A 14627-nucleotide genomic window follows, 5' to 3' on the forward strand; every position below is an offset into this window, starting at 1 on the left:
GACCCGGGCGGTCAGAACTTGATGCTGCCGATCATGCCCGCGATGTTCGTCGTCAGCTCGCTGATCGTGGGAGCGACGGTCGAAGAGGCGAGGTAGAAGCCGAGCAGCATGCACACCACGGCATGCCCGGCTTTGAGTCCCGACTTCTTGATGAGCAAGAAGACGATGATCGCCAGCAGCACCACCGCCGAAATCGAGAGTGCCACGGCGGCTCACCTCCAAAGATCCACAAGGGCGCGGGGGGTCGGACTATGGGGGCATTAAATCCGTACAGCAGCCAGCAGGTTCATACCCACTATGCGACATTGATCATAACTATCCGTCCGTGCGCATCGATCGGCGCACGGCCGCACAAGGGGGCGCATGGCCAATATGGTCAGGGCATGACGACCGAGCCTGACTCCTTCCCCCGCCGGCACGCCCGCACCCAGCGCTTCACGCTCGGCGCGCCGCGTTCGTTCAGTGTGGCGCCCGACGGTTCACGTGTTGTTTTCCTGCGCTCCGGTTCCGGTACGGACCGGGCGAGTTCGCTGTGGGTCCTCGACACGGAGGAGGGCGCGGAGCGCGTGGCCGCCGACCCGCGTGCCCTGCTGGGCGGTGCCTCGGAGGATCTGTCGCCCGAGGAGCGGGCGCGGCGTGAGCGCAGCCGCGAGGGCGGGGCGGGGATCGTCGGGTACGCCACCGACGCGGCCGTGGAGCTGGCCTCTTTCGCCTTGTCAGGGCGGCTTTTCGCGGCCGAGCTGCGGGCCGGGACGGCGCGTGGGCTCGCCACGCCGGGGCCGGTGATCGACCCGCGTCCGTCGCCCGACGGGCGGCACATCGCCTATGTCGCGCAGGGCGCCCTGCGGGTGGTGGGCGCGGAGGGGGACGGTGACCGGGCGCTCGCCGAGCCGGATTCGGAGAATGTCTCATTCGGGCTCGCCGAGTTCATCGCGGCCGAGGAGATGGGGCGTTCGCGCGGCTTCTGGTGGGCTCCGGAGTCGGACCGGCTGCTGGTGGCCCGGGTGGACGACACCCCGGTGCAGCGGTGGTGGATCTCCGATCCGGCGCATCCGGGGCGTGAGCCGCAGCGGGTGGCGTATCCGGCGGCGGGCACCGGCAACGCGGAGGTGCGGCTGTTCGTGATCGGCCTGGACGGGGTGCGCACGGAGGTCGCCTGGGACCGGGCGCGGTATCCGTATCTGGCGCATGTCCACTGGTCAGCGGCGGGCGCGCCGCTGCTGCTCGTCCAGGCGCGCGATCAGCGCAGCCAGTTGATCCTGGCCGTGGATCCGGGGTCGGGCGCGACGCGGATGGTGCACGCCGACGAAGATCGAACATGGCTTGATCTTTTCCCCGGGGTGCCGTGCTGGAGCCCGTCCGGGCAGCTGGTCCGGATCGCGGACGAGGGCGGTGCGCGGGTGCTGGCGGTCGGGGAACGGCCGCTCACGGGAGCGCAGTTGCATGTCCGGACCGTGCTGGACGTCTCCGACGACGATGTGCTGGTCTCGGCGTCTGCGGGCGAGGAGGCCGCCGAGGCGGAGACGGGCCAGGTGCATGTGTACCGGGTGAACGAGCTGGGCGTGGAGCGGTTGTCGCAGGAGCCGGGGGTGCACTCGGCCGCGCGGGCCGGGGACGTCACCGTTCTGGTCTCGGCGACGCTGAATCAGCCAGGTGTGCGGCTGCAGGTACTGCGCGACGGAAAAGCGACGGCGACTGTCCCCTCTTACGCCGAAGACCCCGGTATGTCCCCCCGCGTGACGCTGACCGAGGGGGGCGCACGCCGCATCCCGTGCGCCGTGCTTATGCCTCGGGACTACGCCGGTGACACCCCCCTGCCGGTGCTCATGGACCCCTATGGCGGGCCGCACGGGCAGCGGGTGGTCGCAGCGCACAACCCGCACCTCACCTCGCAGTGGTTCGCGGACCAGGGCTTCGCGGTGATCGTCGCGGACGGCCGCGGCACCCCGGGGCGGTCCCCGGCCTGGGAGAAGGGCATCCACCACGACTTCACGCTGTCGCTCGACGACCAGGTGGAGGCGCTGCACGACCTCGCGGAGCGGTATCCCCTGGATCTGTCCCGGGTGGCGATCCGCGGCTGGTCCTTCGGCGGCTGGCTGGCGGGCCTCGCGGTGCTGCGCCGCCCGGATGTCTTCCACGCGGGCATCGCGGGGGCGCCGGTGACGGACTGGAGCCTCTACGACACGCACTACACCGAGCGCTACCTGGGCACCCCGGCGGAGCACCCGGAGTCGTACGCGGGGAGCTCCCTGGTGACCGCCGACGGGCTGTCCTCCCCCGCCGAGCCGCACCGCCCCCTGATGGTCGTGCACGGCCTCGCCGACGACAACGTGGTCGTGGCCCACGCCCTGCGCCTCTCCTCGGCCCTCCTGGCCGCCGGCCGCCCGCACGAGGTCCTGCCGCTGTCCGGGGTCACGCACATCACCCCGCAGGAACAGGTCGCCGAGAACCTGCTCCTCCTCCAGGTCGACTTCCTCAAGCGCTCCCTGGGCATCACCACCGCCTGAGCCCACGGCAACGGGCCGGGACGACATGGCGCGTCCCGGCCCGCTTACGGCACCCGCACGGCCGTACGGAGTTCAGCCTGACGCGTCCGTATATCGGGACCGGGTCGCCGAAGTTGCCTGCTTGTTAACGCAGTTGGCGGGGGTTTGCGGGCACTTGGGACGCCACCAGCTCGACCTCGAACCCGTCGGTGTCGGCGAGGTAGGCGGCGTGGTGGTCCGGGCCCCCGGCGTGGGGGTAGCGGTCGGCGAAGAGGGGCGTCCAGCCGTGTGCGGGCGCCTCGCTGGCCAGCGCGTCGACCTCCGCGGCCGTCCCGGCGTGGAACGCCAGATGGTTGAGGCCGGGCCGCATACGGTCGTGCTCGGCTCCCCGCAGGGCGGGGGACTGCTCGACGACGAGGTACGTCGCGCCCAGGCGCCAACTGCGCCCCCGTTCCCACTCCTGGTACGGGACATAGCCGAGGCGGCCCAGGAGCCAGCCCCACGCACGGGCCGCCCGGGGCAGATCGGGGACCCACAGCTCGATGTGATGCAGCATTCCTGACCCCCGTGGGAAACGCCGGTTCCCGGTGCCCTCGTCAGAAGGCACCGGGAACCGGGAGGGACGTCGTGCGGGGCCGTCAGGCCGCGTGGACCACGTCCTTCTCCTCGGCGAAGTGGCAGGCCGACTCGTGGGCCGCCGGGGTGTCGGCGTCCTCGAAGCGCGCGGGGATCGCCAGCAGGGGCACCTCCTCGGCGCACCTGTCCTGCGCCTTCCAGCACCGGGTGCGGAACCGGCAGCCGGAGGGCGGGTTGGCCGGGGACGGGACGTCGCCGGTCAGGATGATCCGCTCGCGGCCCTCACGGGCCTCCGGGTCCGGCACCGGGACCGCCGACAGCAGCGCCTGGGTGTAGGGGTGCGTCGGGTGGTCGTAGATCTGCTCGTCGGTTCCGATCTCGGCCATCTTGCCGAGGTACATGACCCCGACCCGGTCCGAGATGTGCCGGACGATCGACAGGTCGTGCGCGATGAAGAGGTAGGAGAGGTTGAACTCGTCCTGGAGCTTCTCCATCAGGTTGATGACCTGCGCCTGGACGGACACGTCCAGCGCGGAGACCGGCTCGTCGCAGATGATGATCTCGGGGTTGAGCGCGAGGCCGCGGGCGATGCCGATGCGCTGGCGCTGACCGCCCGAGAACTGGTGCGGATAGCGGTTGATGTACTCGGGGTTGAGGCCGACGACGTCCAGGAGCTCCTGGACCTTGCGGCGGCGGTCGCCCTTCGGGGCCACCTCGGGGTGGATCTCGAAGGTCTCCCCGATGATGTCACCCACCGTCATACGGGGGTTGAGTGAGGTGTACGGGTCCTGGAACACCATCTGGATGTTCCGGCGCACCGCCTTCAGCGCACGCCCGGACAGCTTGGTGATGTCCTGGCCCTTGTAGAAGATCTCGCCCGCGGTCGCCTTCTCCAGCAGCATCAGCAGCTTGGCGACCGTGGACTTGCCACAGCCGGACTCGCCCACGATGCCGAGCGTCTCGCCCTGGTAGAGGTCGAAGGAGATGCCGTCGACCGCCTTGACCGCCCCGACCTGTTTCTTGAACAGGATGCCCTGGGTCAGGGGGAAGTGTTTCACCAGGTTGCGCACCTGAAGGATCGGCTCGCCCCGCTCTACCGGCGCCTCGATCGCGGCGACCGCCTCCGACTCGGAGTGGGCGTCGACGACGTCGACCTCGGAGACGTGCGGCGTGGCGTCCTGCGGCTCGTCGGTCTTGCTGAGCTCAGCCATGGATCGTCTCCTTCCAGAAGTGGCAGGCCGATCCGCGGCCGGCCAGTTCGCCGCCGTCCCGCTCGGCGACCGGGTGCAGCGCCGGAATGTCCGTACGGCAGACGTCCTGGGCCTGGGGGCAGCGCGGGTTGAAGGCGCAACCGCTCGGGATGCGCAGCAGGTTGGGCGGCAGACCCTTGATCGCGTACAGCTCCTGGCCCTTCTGGTCCAGGCGCGGGATCGAGTCCAGCAGACCCTTGGTGTACGGGTGCGCGGGCCGCTTGTACAGCTCGTGCACCGGGGCGGTCTCCACGATCCGGCCCGCGTACATCACCGCGATCTTGTCCGCGACGTCGGCGACGACGCCGAGGTCGTGGGTGATCAGGATGAGGCCCATGTTGTACTCGCGCTGCAGCTCCGCCAGCAGGTCCATGACCTGGGCCTGGACCGTCACGTCGAGCGCCGTGGTCGGCTCGTCGGCGATGATCAGGTCCGGCTCCAGGGCGAGCGCCATCGCGATCATGATGCGCTGGCGCATACCGCCGGAGAACTGGTGCGGGTAGTCGCTGACGCGCGCCGCGGCGGCCGGGATCTTCACCCGGTCCATGAGCTCGATCGACTTGGCCTTGGCGTCCTTCTTGGACATGCCCTGGTGGACGCGGAACATCTCGCTGAGCTGGTAGCCCACGGAGAGCACCGGGTTCAGCGAGGAGAGCGCGTCCTGGAAGATCATCGCGATCTTGCTGCCGCGGATCTTCCGCCGCTCCTCGGCGGACATCTTCAGCATGTCCTGGCCGCGGAAGAGGATCTCCCCCTTGGGGATGCGGCCGGGGGGCATGTCGAGGATGCCCATGATCGCCTGCGCGGTCACGGACTTGCCGGAGCCGGACTCGCCGAGCACGGCGAGCGTCTCACCGGCGGCGACGGAGTAGTTGACGCCGTTGACGGCCTTGGCGACGCCGTCGCGGGTGCGGAACTCCACGTGCAGGTCACGGACTTCGAGCAGCGGGCGGCCCGCGTCCCCGGAGCTGTCCGGGGCGGGGCTCCCGGCCGTTTCATCGATGATGGTCACGTACGCCTCCCTCAGCGCAGCTTGGGGTCGAGGGCGTTGCGTACCGCATCGCCGAACATCAGGAACGAGAGCACCGTGATCGAGACCATCACCGACGGGATGATCAGGGTGTGGGGGGCGATACGGAGCTGCTCACGTCCACGCGCCACGTCGCCGCCCCAGGACACCGCCGTGTCACCGAGACCCACGCCCAGGAAGGACAGGGTGGCTTCGGCCGCGATGTAGCCGCCGAGCGCGATGGTCGCCACGACGATGATGGGTGCGAGCGCGTTGGGCAGGATGTGCCGGAACAGGATCCGGGACGTCGACGCGCCGAGTGCCTTGGCGGCCACCACGTAGTCCGCCTGCTTGATGGTGATCACGGCACCGCGGGCGACGCGGGCGATCTGGGTCCAGCCGAGGAAGGCGAGGGCCATGATGACGACCCAGACGGTGCGGTTGTCGAAGGAGTTGAGCACGACCAGGGCGCCGAGCAGGAACGGGATGCCGAGGAAGATGTCGGTCACCCGCGAGAGCAGGGTGTCGGTCCAGCCGCCGAAGTAGCCGGCGACCATGCCGATGAACGTGCCGATGACGGTGACGGCGACGGTGACACCCACGGCGACGGTGATCGAGGCGCGGGCACCGTAGACGACCCGTGCGTAGATCGAGCGGCCCTGGACGTCGTAGCCGAACCAGTCCGGGGCGAAGAGGTGGCCCCAGTTCGGCTTGCCGAGGTAGTGCTTGGCGAGGTCGGCGTCGCGCGGCGAGGCGCTGGTGAACAGTCCCGGCCAGATCGACATCACCAGCAGGAACACGATCAGCACGGCCGACACCAGGAACAGCGGGTTGCGCCGCAGATCGTGCCAGGCGTCGGACCACAGGCTGCGGGCCTTCTCGGGAGCCGGGCCGGCGTCGGTCACGACGACGCCCGCGGTGCTCACGGTGTCACCGGGAAGGGCTTCGACCTTCTTCTCGACGGTTTTGTCAGGCATACCGGATCCTCGGGTCCAGGACCGCGTAGAGCAGGTCCACGATCAAGCTGGCAGCGAGGTAGATGAGCACCATCAGCGAGGCGATTCCCACGACCGTGGCGCCCTCGCGACGGCTGAGCGCGTCGTAGATCTCGATACCGATACCGCGCACGTTGAAGATGCCCTCGGTCACGATGGCGCCGGTCATCAGGCTGCCGATCTCGATACCGAGGAAGGTGACCACGGGAATCAGCGAGTTGCGCATCAGGTGGACCCCGACGACACGGCGGCGCGGCAGCCCCTTGGCCACGGCGGTGCGGATGTAGTCGGAGCGCAGGTTCTCCGCGATCGACGTGCGGGTCAGTCGGGCGACGTAGGCCAGGGAGAGCGACGCCAGTACCGTCGCGGGCAGCGCGAGCTGGCCGAAGTCGGTCGAGTCGGTCACCGTCGGCGTCGTGACCTGCCACTTGAACGCCAGCAGGTACTGCAGCAGGAAGCCCAGCACGAAGGACGGCATCGAGACGAGGATCAGCGTCAGCGTCAGCAGGCCGCGGTCCCGCAGCGTGTCGGGGCGCAGGCCGGCGACGACACCGAGGCCGATGCCCACGACCGTGACGAAGGTGAAGGCGAAGATCGTCAGTCTGATCGTCACCGGGAACGCGTCGGCGATGACGTCCGCGATGGGCCGCTGACTGGCGATCTGGGTACCGAAGTCGCCCTGGAGCAGCCCGGTCATGTAGTTCACGTACTGCTGGATGAGCGGCTGATCGAGGCCGAGGTCCTTCTTGATGCTCGCGACCACCGTCGGGTCGTACGCCTGATCCCCCATCATCGCCCGGACGGGATCGCCGGGCAGGGCGTACATCATGCAGAAGATGAGCAAGGTTGATCCGATGAACACCGGGATCATCTGGAGCAGTCGTCGTGCGACATAGCGCCCCATAGGTGCCTCCGTGAGGGGTTAACGCAGGTGCGGGGGCCGTCTCCTGGTCACGAGACGGCCCCACGCACCTCCCACCGCCACCGAGGGCGGCGGCGGGCTTACGGCCGAGTGGGAAGAGCCTGCGAGGCTCCTCTTACTTGGTGGTGACGGCCCACACTTCGAGGTCACCGTGGAAGTCGACGTTGACGTTGTCGACGTTCTTACCGTGGCCGCCGTTGATGCGGTAGTACCAGAGCGGGATGGCCGGCATGTGCTCGACCAGCTTCTTCTCGACCTCCTGGAAGGCCTTCACCGACTCGTCGAGGGACTTGGCCTTGTCGGCCTCGTTCATCAGCTTGTCGATCTCCTTGTTGGAGAAGCGACCGTTGTTGGCCTCGGCGGTGGTGTGGTACAGCTCCTTCATGAAGTTGGCGTTGACCGGGTAGTCGGCGACCCAGCCACCGCGGTACATGCCCTTCACCTGGTCGTTGTCACGGGCCTCGAGGTCCGTGGCGAAGTCCGGCTTGGGGTCGCCGACGCAGTCGACACCGGTGGCCTTGCGGATGGACTCGCAGACCGCGGTCACCCACTCCTTGTGCCCACCGTCGGTGTTGTACTGGACGGTGAACTTGTTGCCCGGAACGCCACCGCCCTCCTCGATGAGCTGCTTGGCCTTCGTCGGGTTGTACGTGAACACGTCGGTGTCCAGGTTCTGGTTGCCCTTGACGCCGGGCGGAGTGAAGGACTCGGCCGGCGTACGGGTGTTGTTCAGAACCGTCTTGGTGATCGTGTTGCGGTCGATCGCCATCGACAGACCCTGCAGGACCTTCGGGTCGATGTCCTTGAAGGTCTTGGAGTAGAACGCCGGGGTCAGCGTCTGGATGGCCGCGTACGGCTGCTCGATGGCGCCGTCGCCCAGGTCCTGCTTGTACTTCGGCAGGTCCGTCGGGCCGACCTGGCGGATCATGTCCAGGTTGCCGGAGACGACGTCCTTGTAGGCGGCCTCGAGCGTCGTGTAGGCCTTGAACTGGACGCCCTTGTTCTTCGCCTTGTTCGGGCCCTGGTACTCGTCCCAGGCCTTGACCTGGATGAGCTTCTTGTGGTCCCACTTCTCGAACTTGTAGGGACCGTTGCCGACCGGCTTCTGGCCGAAGGCCTTCGGGTCGTCGTAGAAGACCTTGGGCAGCGGGGCCCACGTGGTGTAGCCGAGCTTGTAGTTGAAGTACGGCATCGTGTTCTTCAACTCGATGGTGAAGGTGTGGTCGTCCACGGCCTTCAGACCGGACATGGTCTCGGCCTTCGGGTCACCCTTCTCCGGGTGGACATCGTCGTAGCCCTTGATGTCCTGGAACCAGAAGGAGTTCTGCTGGTTGTTCTTGATGTTGGCGTACCAGTTCCAAGCGTCGATGTACGACTTGGAGGTGACTTCCTCGCCGTTGTGGAACTTCCAGCCCTTCTTGAGCTTGACCGTCCACGTCTTGGAGTCGTCGGTGGTGACCGACTCCGCGTTCGTGTAGACGATCTCGCCCTTGGAGTCGAAGTCCAGCAGCTGCGTGAACAGGGACTGGATGACGTACGAGCCGTTGCTCTCGTTGGTGTCAGCCGGGATCAGCGGCTTCTGGGGCTCACCGACGTCGATCGAGACGTATCCGGCCGGCCCGGAACCCTTGCTGTTCCCCTCGCCGTCACTGTCGCCGCCGCAGGCGGTGGCGGCCAGGGCGACGACTATCGCCCCCGCGACCCACTTGGCGCTCCTGGCACCGCGCATGGGTTCCTCCTATGAAGTCATTGGTTCACCGCGAAGGGAGCACAGGACAGATCACGGCGCCCGCCCGTCGCCGGTGCCGGAATTCGTCGAGTGCCCCCGCGCTCGTGAGTCGCGCCGCTGCCGGCTACTGACCCGTACATCCGAGCTCTACGCGCCTAACTATCTGCCAAACGCCCAGACCGAACCACACTCTCGAGGTCTCGGTTCGATCACAGCTCAAGCCTACTTCTTCCAAAATCCGGACAAAGGGTTTGGTGAAAGATCCCTGCGAAACGGACTTGTTACACATCTATCGGTGGCTGGTGTCCGCATTCCGGACACAGAGATGAGATAAACGGGTTGCGACTCCCGTGGCTGCCGTGCAGGGTGCCACCGGCGGCTGTCGCCGTCTCAAGAGGCTTCCGCCGTAAGGCCGTTGACCGGCTCCTGGCTCAGGGCAGGGTGCAGCGCTTTCGCGACAGGTTAGTGGGAGCGGGGCGTTCCGCAGTGCTGCGCCGGCCAAATCGAGGGTTTTCCCTCACCCTTGCCTTCGCGTTCCCCCGTCTTTACGACGACCCTTTACGACGACGCCGGGCACCCCGCTGATGCGGGGTGCCCGGCGTCGTCGTGCGGTGAGAGGCGTCAGCCGTGCTTGGCGCGGCTCGCGGCGCGGGCGCGCTCGCGGGCGTCCAGGTTCACCTTGCGGATGCGCACGGCCTCCGGGGTGACCTCGACGCACTCGTCGTCGCGGCAGAACTCCAGGGACTGCTCCAGGGAGAGCTTGCGCGGCGGGACGATCGCCTCGAACGAGTCGGCCGACGAGGACCGCATGTTCGTGAGCTTCTTCTCCTTGGTGATGTTGACGTCCATGTCGTCGGCGCGGGAGTTCTCGCCGACGATCATGCCCTCGTACACCTCGGTGCCCGGCTCGGTGAACAGCACGCCGCGCTCCTGGAGGTTGGTCATCGCGAACGCGGTGACCGCACCGGAGCGGTCGGCGACCAGGGAGCCGTTGTTACGGGTCTGGAGCGCGCCGAACCAGGGCTCGAAGCCCTCGTGGATGGAGTGGCCGATGCCCGTGCCGCGGGTCTGGGTCAGGAACTCCGTACGGAAACCGATCAGACCGCGGGAGGGGACGACGAACTCCATGCGGACCCAGCCGGAGCCGTGGTTGGACATGTTGTCCATGCGGCCCTTGCGGACGCCCATGAGCTGCGTGACGGCGCCCATGTGCTCCTCGGGCACGTCGATCGTCATGCGCTCGACGGGCTCGTGCGTCTTGCCGTCGACCTCCTTGGTGACGACCTGCGGCTTGCCGATGGTCAGCTCGAAGCCTTCCCGGCGCATGGTCTCGACGAGGATCGCGAGGGCCAGCTCGCCACGGCCCTGGACCTCCCAGGCGTCGGGGCGCTCGGTGTCCAGCACGCGGAGGCTGACGTTACCGATCAGCTCGCGGTCGAGGCGGTCCTTGACCTGGCGGGCGGTGACCTTGCGGTCCTTGACGGCGCCCTTGTTGTCGGCGCCCTTGCCGGTGGCACCACGGCCGACCAGCGGGGAGGTGTTGGTGCCGATGACCATGGAGATCGCGGGCTGGTCGACCGTGATCAGCGGCAGTGCGACCGGGTTCTCCGGGTCGGCCAGGGTCTCGCCGATCATGATGTCCGGGATACCGGCGACCGCGCAGATGTCACCGGGGCCGGCCATCTCGGCCGGCTTGCGGGTGAGCGCCTCGGTCATCATCAGCTCGGTGATGCGGACGTTGCTGACGGACCCGTCGCGCTTCATCCACGCGACCGTCTGGCCCTTGCGCAGCTCGCCCTGCTCGACGCGGAGCAGCGCGATACGGCCGAGGAAGTTGTCGGCGTCCAGGTTGGTGACGTGGGCCTGGAGCGGGGCGGCCTCGTCGTACGTCGGCGCCGGGATGTGCTCCAGGATCGTGGAGAAGAACGGCTCCAGGCTGGTGGAGTCGCCCGGGACCGTGCCGTTGTCGGGCTTGGTCAGCGAGGCGATGCCGTCACGGCCGCAGGCGTAGACGATCGGGAACTCGATCTGCTCCTCGTCGGCGTCCAGGTCGAGGAAGAGGTCGTACGTCTCGTTGACGACCTCGTCGATCCGGGAGTCCGGGCGGTCCGTCTTGTTGATGCACAGGATGACGGGCAGACGCTGCTGCAGCGCCTTGCGCAGCACGAAGCGGGTCTGCGGCAGCGGGCCCTCGGAGGCGTCGACGAGCAGGACGACACCGTCGACCATCGACAGACCGCGCTCGACCTCACCGCCGAAGTCGGCGTGGCCGGGGGTGTCGATGATGTTGATGGTGATGACCTCCCCGCCGTCCTTCGGGTGGTACTTCACCGCCGTGTTCTTGGCCAGGATCGTGATGCCCTTCTCACGCTCCAGGTCGTTCGAGTCCATCATGCGGTCGTCGACGCCTTCGAGCTGGTGGGCGGCGAAGGCACCGGCCTGCTTCAGCATGCCGTCGACGATGGTCGTCTTGCCGTGGTCGACGTGGGCGACGATGGCGACGTTGCGGATGTCGTGGCGCGTGGCCATAAGAAGGCGTACTCCCGGAGTGTGAGGAATGCCCTGCGCGGACGTCTGCGGTGCGCGGGCCCTGCCGGGCTGAACGTGCCACGGCCACACCCCATGGTACGGGTGCGCGGCCGTTGGGGTGAGCCGGGATACGTCAGTGCAGGTCAGAGGTCCTGCGCGGCCTCGGATCCGGCGGGACAGGTCTGCTCGGCGGCGAGCCGGCCGGCCTCTTCGTCCGAGGACATGGAACAGGGCAGGAATCCGGCGCCGGTCCCTTCCCAGGTCCGCACATGGCCCTTGGCGGGCTCGCCGTCCCCGCAGGTGTGGGTGAAGTCGGCCTCGACCAGGTCGATCGCCGCCCACGAGTAGTACGCGCCGAAGTGGTCGCCGGTCGCCGACTCGAAGTAGTGGTCGTCCCGAGGCCGCTCCGTCTCCGACGGGCCCGCGAGCGGTTCATCGACCTTCAGGTGCTTGCCCAGCGCCTTGATCACACCGGCCGCGTCGGCGCCCTCGGGGGTACCGGTCACCGAAGGCCGGTACACCGTGTCACCGACGGGCTCGAGACGGGCCGAGTAGGTGGCGGTCTTCTTCTTGAACCTGATCGGGTCGGACAGCGCGGTCAGCCGCTGCTCCCGGCGGACGCCGGACCATGCGTACGTACCGTCCGCGCAGGCCTCGGCCTTGTCCTCCCCGCTGCCGCCGGAGTCCCCCGTGCACGCCGTCAGCCCCGTCATCAGCGCCCCGATGACCAGCCCCGTCGCCCAGGTCAGCCGTACTCTGCCGCGCATGCGCCGGCCCCGTCCCCCGTGTACGGACGCCAGGGAGCCCGCACCATGATCACTGTCGTGTTCATGATGCGGGCGCCCCGCGCGGGTGACAAGGGAGCTACGGGGTCGCGGAGCCCTTCGCCGACGGGCCGGACGCCGGCTTCGCGCCCTTCTTCAGGAAGCCCATGTCCTCGTAGACCGGTGTACCGAGGCCGAAGGCGCCGATGTTGACCAGGTTCTTGCGGGCGGCGATGAGCTGGGGGCGCTGGAAGAGGGGGATCGAGCCGGCCGCGGCCCAGATGCGGGAGTCCGCCTTGCGGATCAGGGAGCGGGACTCGCCCTCGTCGAGGGTGGCCACGGCCTGGTCGAAGAGCTGGTCGACCTGGTCGGTGCCGACGCGGGTGTAGTTCTGCTCGACGTTCAGCGAACCGTCGGCGGCCGGGACGGGCTTGGCGTAGACGGGGCGGGCGTCGGTGGCGGGGAAGGCGGAGGCGGGCCAGGAGTACAGGGCGAGGTCGTACTGGCCGGAGGCGATGTGGTCCTTGAAGTAGGACTCGTCGGAGACCTTGGAGATCTCCGTGCCGATGCCGACGCGCTTCAGCATGCGGGCGACGCGGTCGGCCACCGTGCGCAGCGTCTGGGAGCCGGGCCCTGAGGGGAGCACGAAGCGGAGGGTGAGGGGCTTGCCGTTCTTGGCGAGCGGGGCGGACTCGCGGCCGGCCGGGGCGGCGGTGCCCATGGGGGCGTATGCGCCGGGGGCACCGCCCTGGTGGGGCTGCTTGTACTGCTTGCCGTCCTGGGCGAGGTGGGCCGGGTCGTTCTCGCGGTGCGCCTTGCCGTCCTGCTGGTCGTTGTCGTTCCGCTGGTCCTTCTTGTCCTGCTGGTCCTTGTCGTCCGAGCCGACGATGTATTCGCCGTCGTCGTTCCCGGAGTCGCCGTCGGAGGACTTGCCGGCCTTCTCGCCCTCGGCGCCGGCCGCCTTCTCGCCCTTCTTCTTCTCTTCCTTGATCGGGCCGCCCCGCACCCACCCGGCGTCCGCGAGCAGCGCCTGGGCCTCCTTGGTGTCCTGGCCGCCGAGGGCGCCGCTGTTGTCGGCGTAGGCGGCCTGCCCGGACAGGGCGAGGTGGCTGCCGACGGGGACGGCGGGCAGCCCGAGGGGCTTCAGCACCGCCTCGGCCAGTTCCTTGCGGTCCAGGGCGCGGGCGACGGCCCTGCGGACGCGCTCGTCGGCGAGCGGCCCCTCGGCCCCGTTCAGGGCGAGCTGGGTGAAGGCCGGCTCCAGGGACTTGCGCACCTCGAAGCCGCGCAGGGCCTGCTGTTGCCGGGCGTACTTGGCGGCGGCCTGGCTGCCCTGCGGCTTCTGGTCCGCCTCGGGGCCCATCACCGGGCTGCTGGAGCCCCGGGGGCGGGCGGCGACGGTGATGCGGCGGGCCTCGGAGGGGGCGATCTCGGCCAGGTCGAGGGTGCCGGCGGCCAGCTCCTTGGCCCGCTTCTCGCGCGGGACGGTGCGCAGCACGATCTCGGAGAGCTTGGCCGGCCGTCCCCACCAGCGCGGATTGCGGGTGAGGGTGATCTCCTCGTTCTTGCGGCTGAGCTTCTTCACCGTGAAGGGGCCCGCGGTGACCTTGAGCTTCTTGCGTGCCCCGTCGTTGAAGGAGTCCGGGGTGCCCATGACGTCCTTCGGGTACAGCGGCGAGAACAGGGAGCGCCAGTCGGCGTAGGTGCGGCTGAAGGTGACCCGGACCTCCAGGGCGTTGTCCCCGCGCTCGATCTTCTGGATGCGGTCGTAGCCGGCGTTGCGGGCGGTCCAGTAGGCGGTGTCCTTGCCGGACAGGGCGCGCCACTGGGCGGCGAAGTCGGCGGCGCCGATCTCCCGGCCGTCGCTCCAGACGGCCTGCTGGTCGAGCTTGTAGAGGACTACCTGCTTGGGCTCCGTCTCGACGACCTTGGCGGACTCCAGGTAGGCCGGGTTGCGCTCCGGGCGGCCGTCGGCGTTCATCCGGAACATCGAGGGCAGGACGGCCTGGGCCACGCGGGTGGTGGTGGCGTCGGCGTCCGACTGGAAGGTGTTCAGGGTGTCGGGCACGGAGTCGACGGCCCAGCGCAGGGTGCCGCCGTCGGTGATCCGGTCGCGGGGGGCGGGCTGGATGTCCTGCCCGGCGAGCGGCTTGCCCGCCGGGTCCTCGGAGCCGCATCCGGCGAGCGCGGGCACCGCGAGCACTCCCGCGGTGAGGAGGAAGGCGACCGAGCGCGAGACCGCACGCGGGCCGACGGCGTGCTGGGACATCTGTGCTACCTCCGGAAAGCCGCGGGCGTTATGATCACTTTTGGCGGTATTTGGATTTCATCTGATGTATGCGGCCCACTGAAGAGGAAAGGGTTCGG

Annotated in this window: 11 protein-coding genes; 1 reads left to right on the top strand and 10 read right to left on the bottom strand. The window is 68.7% G+C overall.

What is annotated here, in order from left to right; genetic code table 11:
* Positions 1 to 11 precede the first annotated feature (11 nt).
* A complete protein-coding gene (locus tag NNW99_RS12055; protein ID WP_019755516.1) occupies positions 12 to 206 on the bottom strand; it encodes a hypothetical protein in 195 nt (64 codons plus the stop codon).
* 177 nt (positions 207 to 383) lie between these two features.
* Between NNW99_RS12055 and NNW99_RS12060 the strand changes: the two genes are divergently transcribed.
* Positions 384 to 2507, top strand: a complete 2124-nt coding sequence (locus tag NNW99_RS12060; RefSeq protein WP_215118749.1) for a prolyl oligopeptidase family serine peptidase — start codon at positions 384 to 386, stop codon at positions 2505 to 2507.
* 124 nt (positions 2508 to 2631) lie between these two features.
* Here NNW99_RS12060 and NNW99_RS12065 read toward each other — a convergent pair whose 3' ends face one another.
* The 9 genes from NNW99_RS12065 to NNW99_RS12105 form a co-directional block, all read right to left on the bottom strand.
* Entirely contained in the window at positions 2632 to 3042 is a 411-nt protein-coding gene (locus NNW99_RS12065; protein WP_215118751.1) for a VOC family protein, read from the bottom strand.
* A gap of 82 nt (positions 3043 to 3124) precedes the next feature.
* Positions 3125 to 4273, bottom strand: a complete 1149-nt coding sequence (locus tag NNW99_RS12070; protein ID WP_215118752.1) for an ABC transporter ATP-binding protein — start codon at positions 4271 to 4273, stop codon at positions 3125 to 3127.
* A complete protein-coding gene (locus NNW99_RS12075) occupies positions 4266 to 5324 on the bottom strand; it encodes an ABC transporter ATP-binding protein (protein ID WP_215118753.1) in 1059 nt (352 codons plus the stop codon). Before NNW99_RS12075 ends, NNW99_RS12070 begins: the two co-directional genes overlap by 8 nt.
* Positions 5325 to 5335: 11 nt before the next feature.
* Positions 5336 to 6298: an ABC transporter permease gene (locus NNW99_RS12080; RefSeq protein WP_215118755.1), complete on the bottom strand. Its 963-nt coding sequence runs from the start codon at positions 6296 to 6298 to the stop codon at positions 5336 to 5338.
* Positions 6291 to 7220 carry an ABC transporter permease gene (locus tag NNW99_RS12085; RefSeq protein WP_215118757.1) on the bottom strand — a complete coding sequence of 310 codons (930 nt, stop codon included), beginning with the start codon at positions 7218 to 7220 and terminating at the stop codon, positions 6291 to 6293. The genes NNW99_RS12080 and NNW99_RS12085 overlap by 8 nt, the downstream gene beginning before the upstream one ends.
* Before the next feature lie 133 nt (positions 7221 to 7353).
* On the bottom strand, positions 7354 to 8967 hold the full coding sequence (locus NNW99_RS12090; protein WP_215118759.1) for an ABC transporter substrate-binding protein: 1614 nt from the start codon (positions 8965 to 8967) through the stop codon (positions 7354 to 7356).
* Positions 8968 to 9588: 621 nt separating this feature from the next.
* A complete protein-coding gene (typA, locus tag NNW99_RS12095) occupies positions 9589 to 11496 on the bottom strand; it encodes a translational GTPase TypA (RefSeq protein WP_215118767.1) in 1908 nt (635 codons plus the stop codon).
* Positions 11497 to 11639: 143 nt separating this feature from the next.
* Positions 11640 to 12263, bottom strand: coding sequence for a hypothetical protein (locus NNW99_RS12100; RefSeq protein WP_215118769.1), 624 nt, complete (start codon positions 12261 to 12263; stop codon positions 11640 to 11642).
* 97 nt (positions 12264 to 12360) lie between these two features.
* On the bottom strand, positions 12361 to 14529 hold the full coding sequence (locus tag NNW99_RS12105) for an ABC transporter family substrate-binding protein (protein ID WP_215118770.1): 2169 nt from the start codon (positions 14527 to 14529) through the stop codon (positions 12361 to 12363).
* Positions 14530 to 14627: the final 98 nt, after the last annotated feature.

Source organism: Streptomyces sp. CRCS-T-1, assembly GCF_024442335.1.
Lineage (GTDB): Bacteria > Actinomycetota > Actinomycetes > Streptomycetales > Streptomycetaceae > Streptomyces > Streptomyces koelreuteriae.

Excerpts from the sequence above, each read along its gene's own strand:
- NNW99_RS12060 (WP_215118749.1), top strand. The coding sequence starts at position 384 with ATGACGACCGAGCCTGACTCCTTCCCCCGCCGGCACGCCCGCACCCAG.
- NNW99_RS12065 (WP_215118751.1), bottom strand. The coding sequence starts at position 3,042 with ATGCTGCATCACATCGAGCTGTGGGTCCCCGATCTGCCCCGGGCGGCC.
- NNW99_RS12070 (WP_215118752.1), bottom strand. The coding sequence starts at position 4,273 with ATGGCTGAGCTCAGCAAGACCGACGAGCCGCAGGACGCCACGCCGCAC.
- NNW99_RS12080 (WP_215118755.1), bottom strand. The coding sequence starts at position 6,298 with ATGCCTGACAAAACCGTCGAGAAGAAGGTCGAAGCCCTTCCCGGTGAC.
- NNW99_RS12085 (WP_215118757.1), bottom strand. The coding sequence starts at position 7,220 with ATGGGGCGCTATGTCGCACGACGACTGCTCCAGATGATCCCGGTGTTC.
- NNW99_RS12090 (WP_215118759.1), bottom strand. The coding sequence starts at position 8,967 with ATGCGCGGTGCCAGGAGCGCCAAGTGGGTCGCGGGGGCGATAGTCGTC.
- typA (WP_215118767.1), bottom strand. The coding sequence starts at position 11,496 with ATGGCCACGCGCCACGACATCCGCAACGTCGCCATCGTCGCCCACGTC.
- NNW99_RS12100 (WP_215118769.1), bottom strand. The coding sequence starts at position 12,263 with ATGCGCGGCAGAGTACGGCTGACCTGGGCGACGGGGCTGGTCATCGGG.
- NNW99_RS12105 (WP_215118770.1), bottom strand. The coding sequence starts at position 14,529 with ATGTCCCAGCACGCCGTCGGCCCGCGTGCGGTCTCGCGCTCGGTCGCC.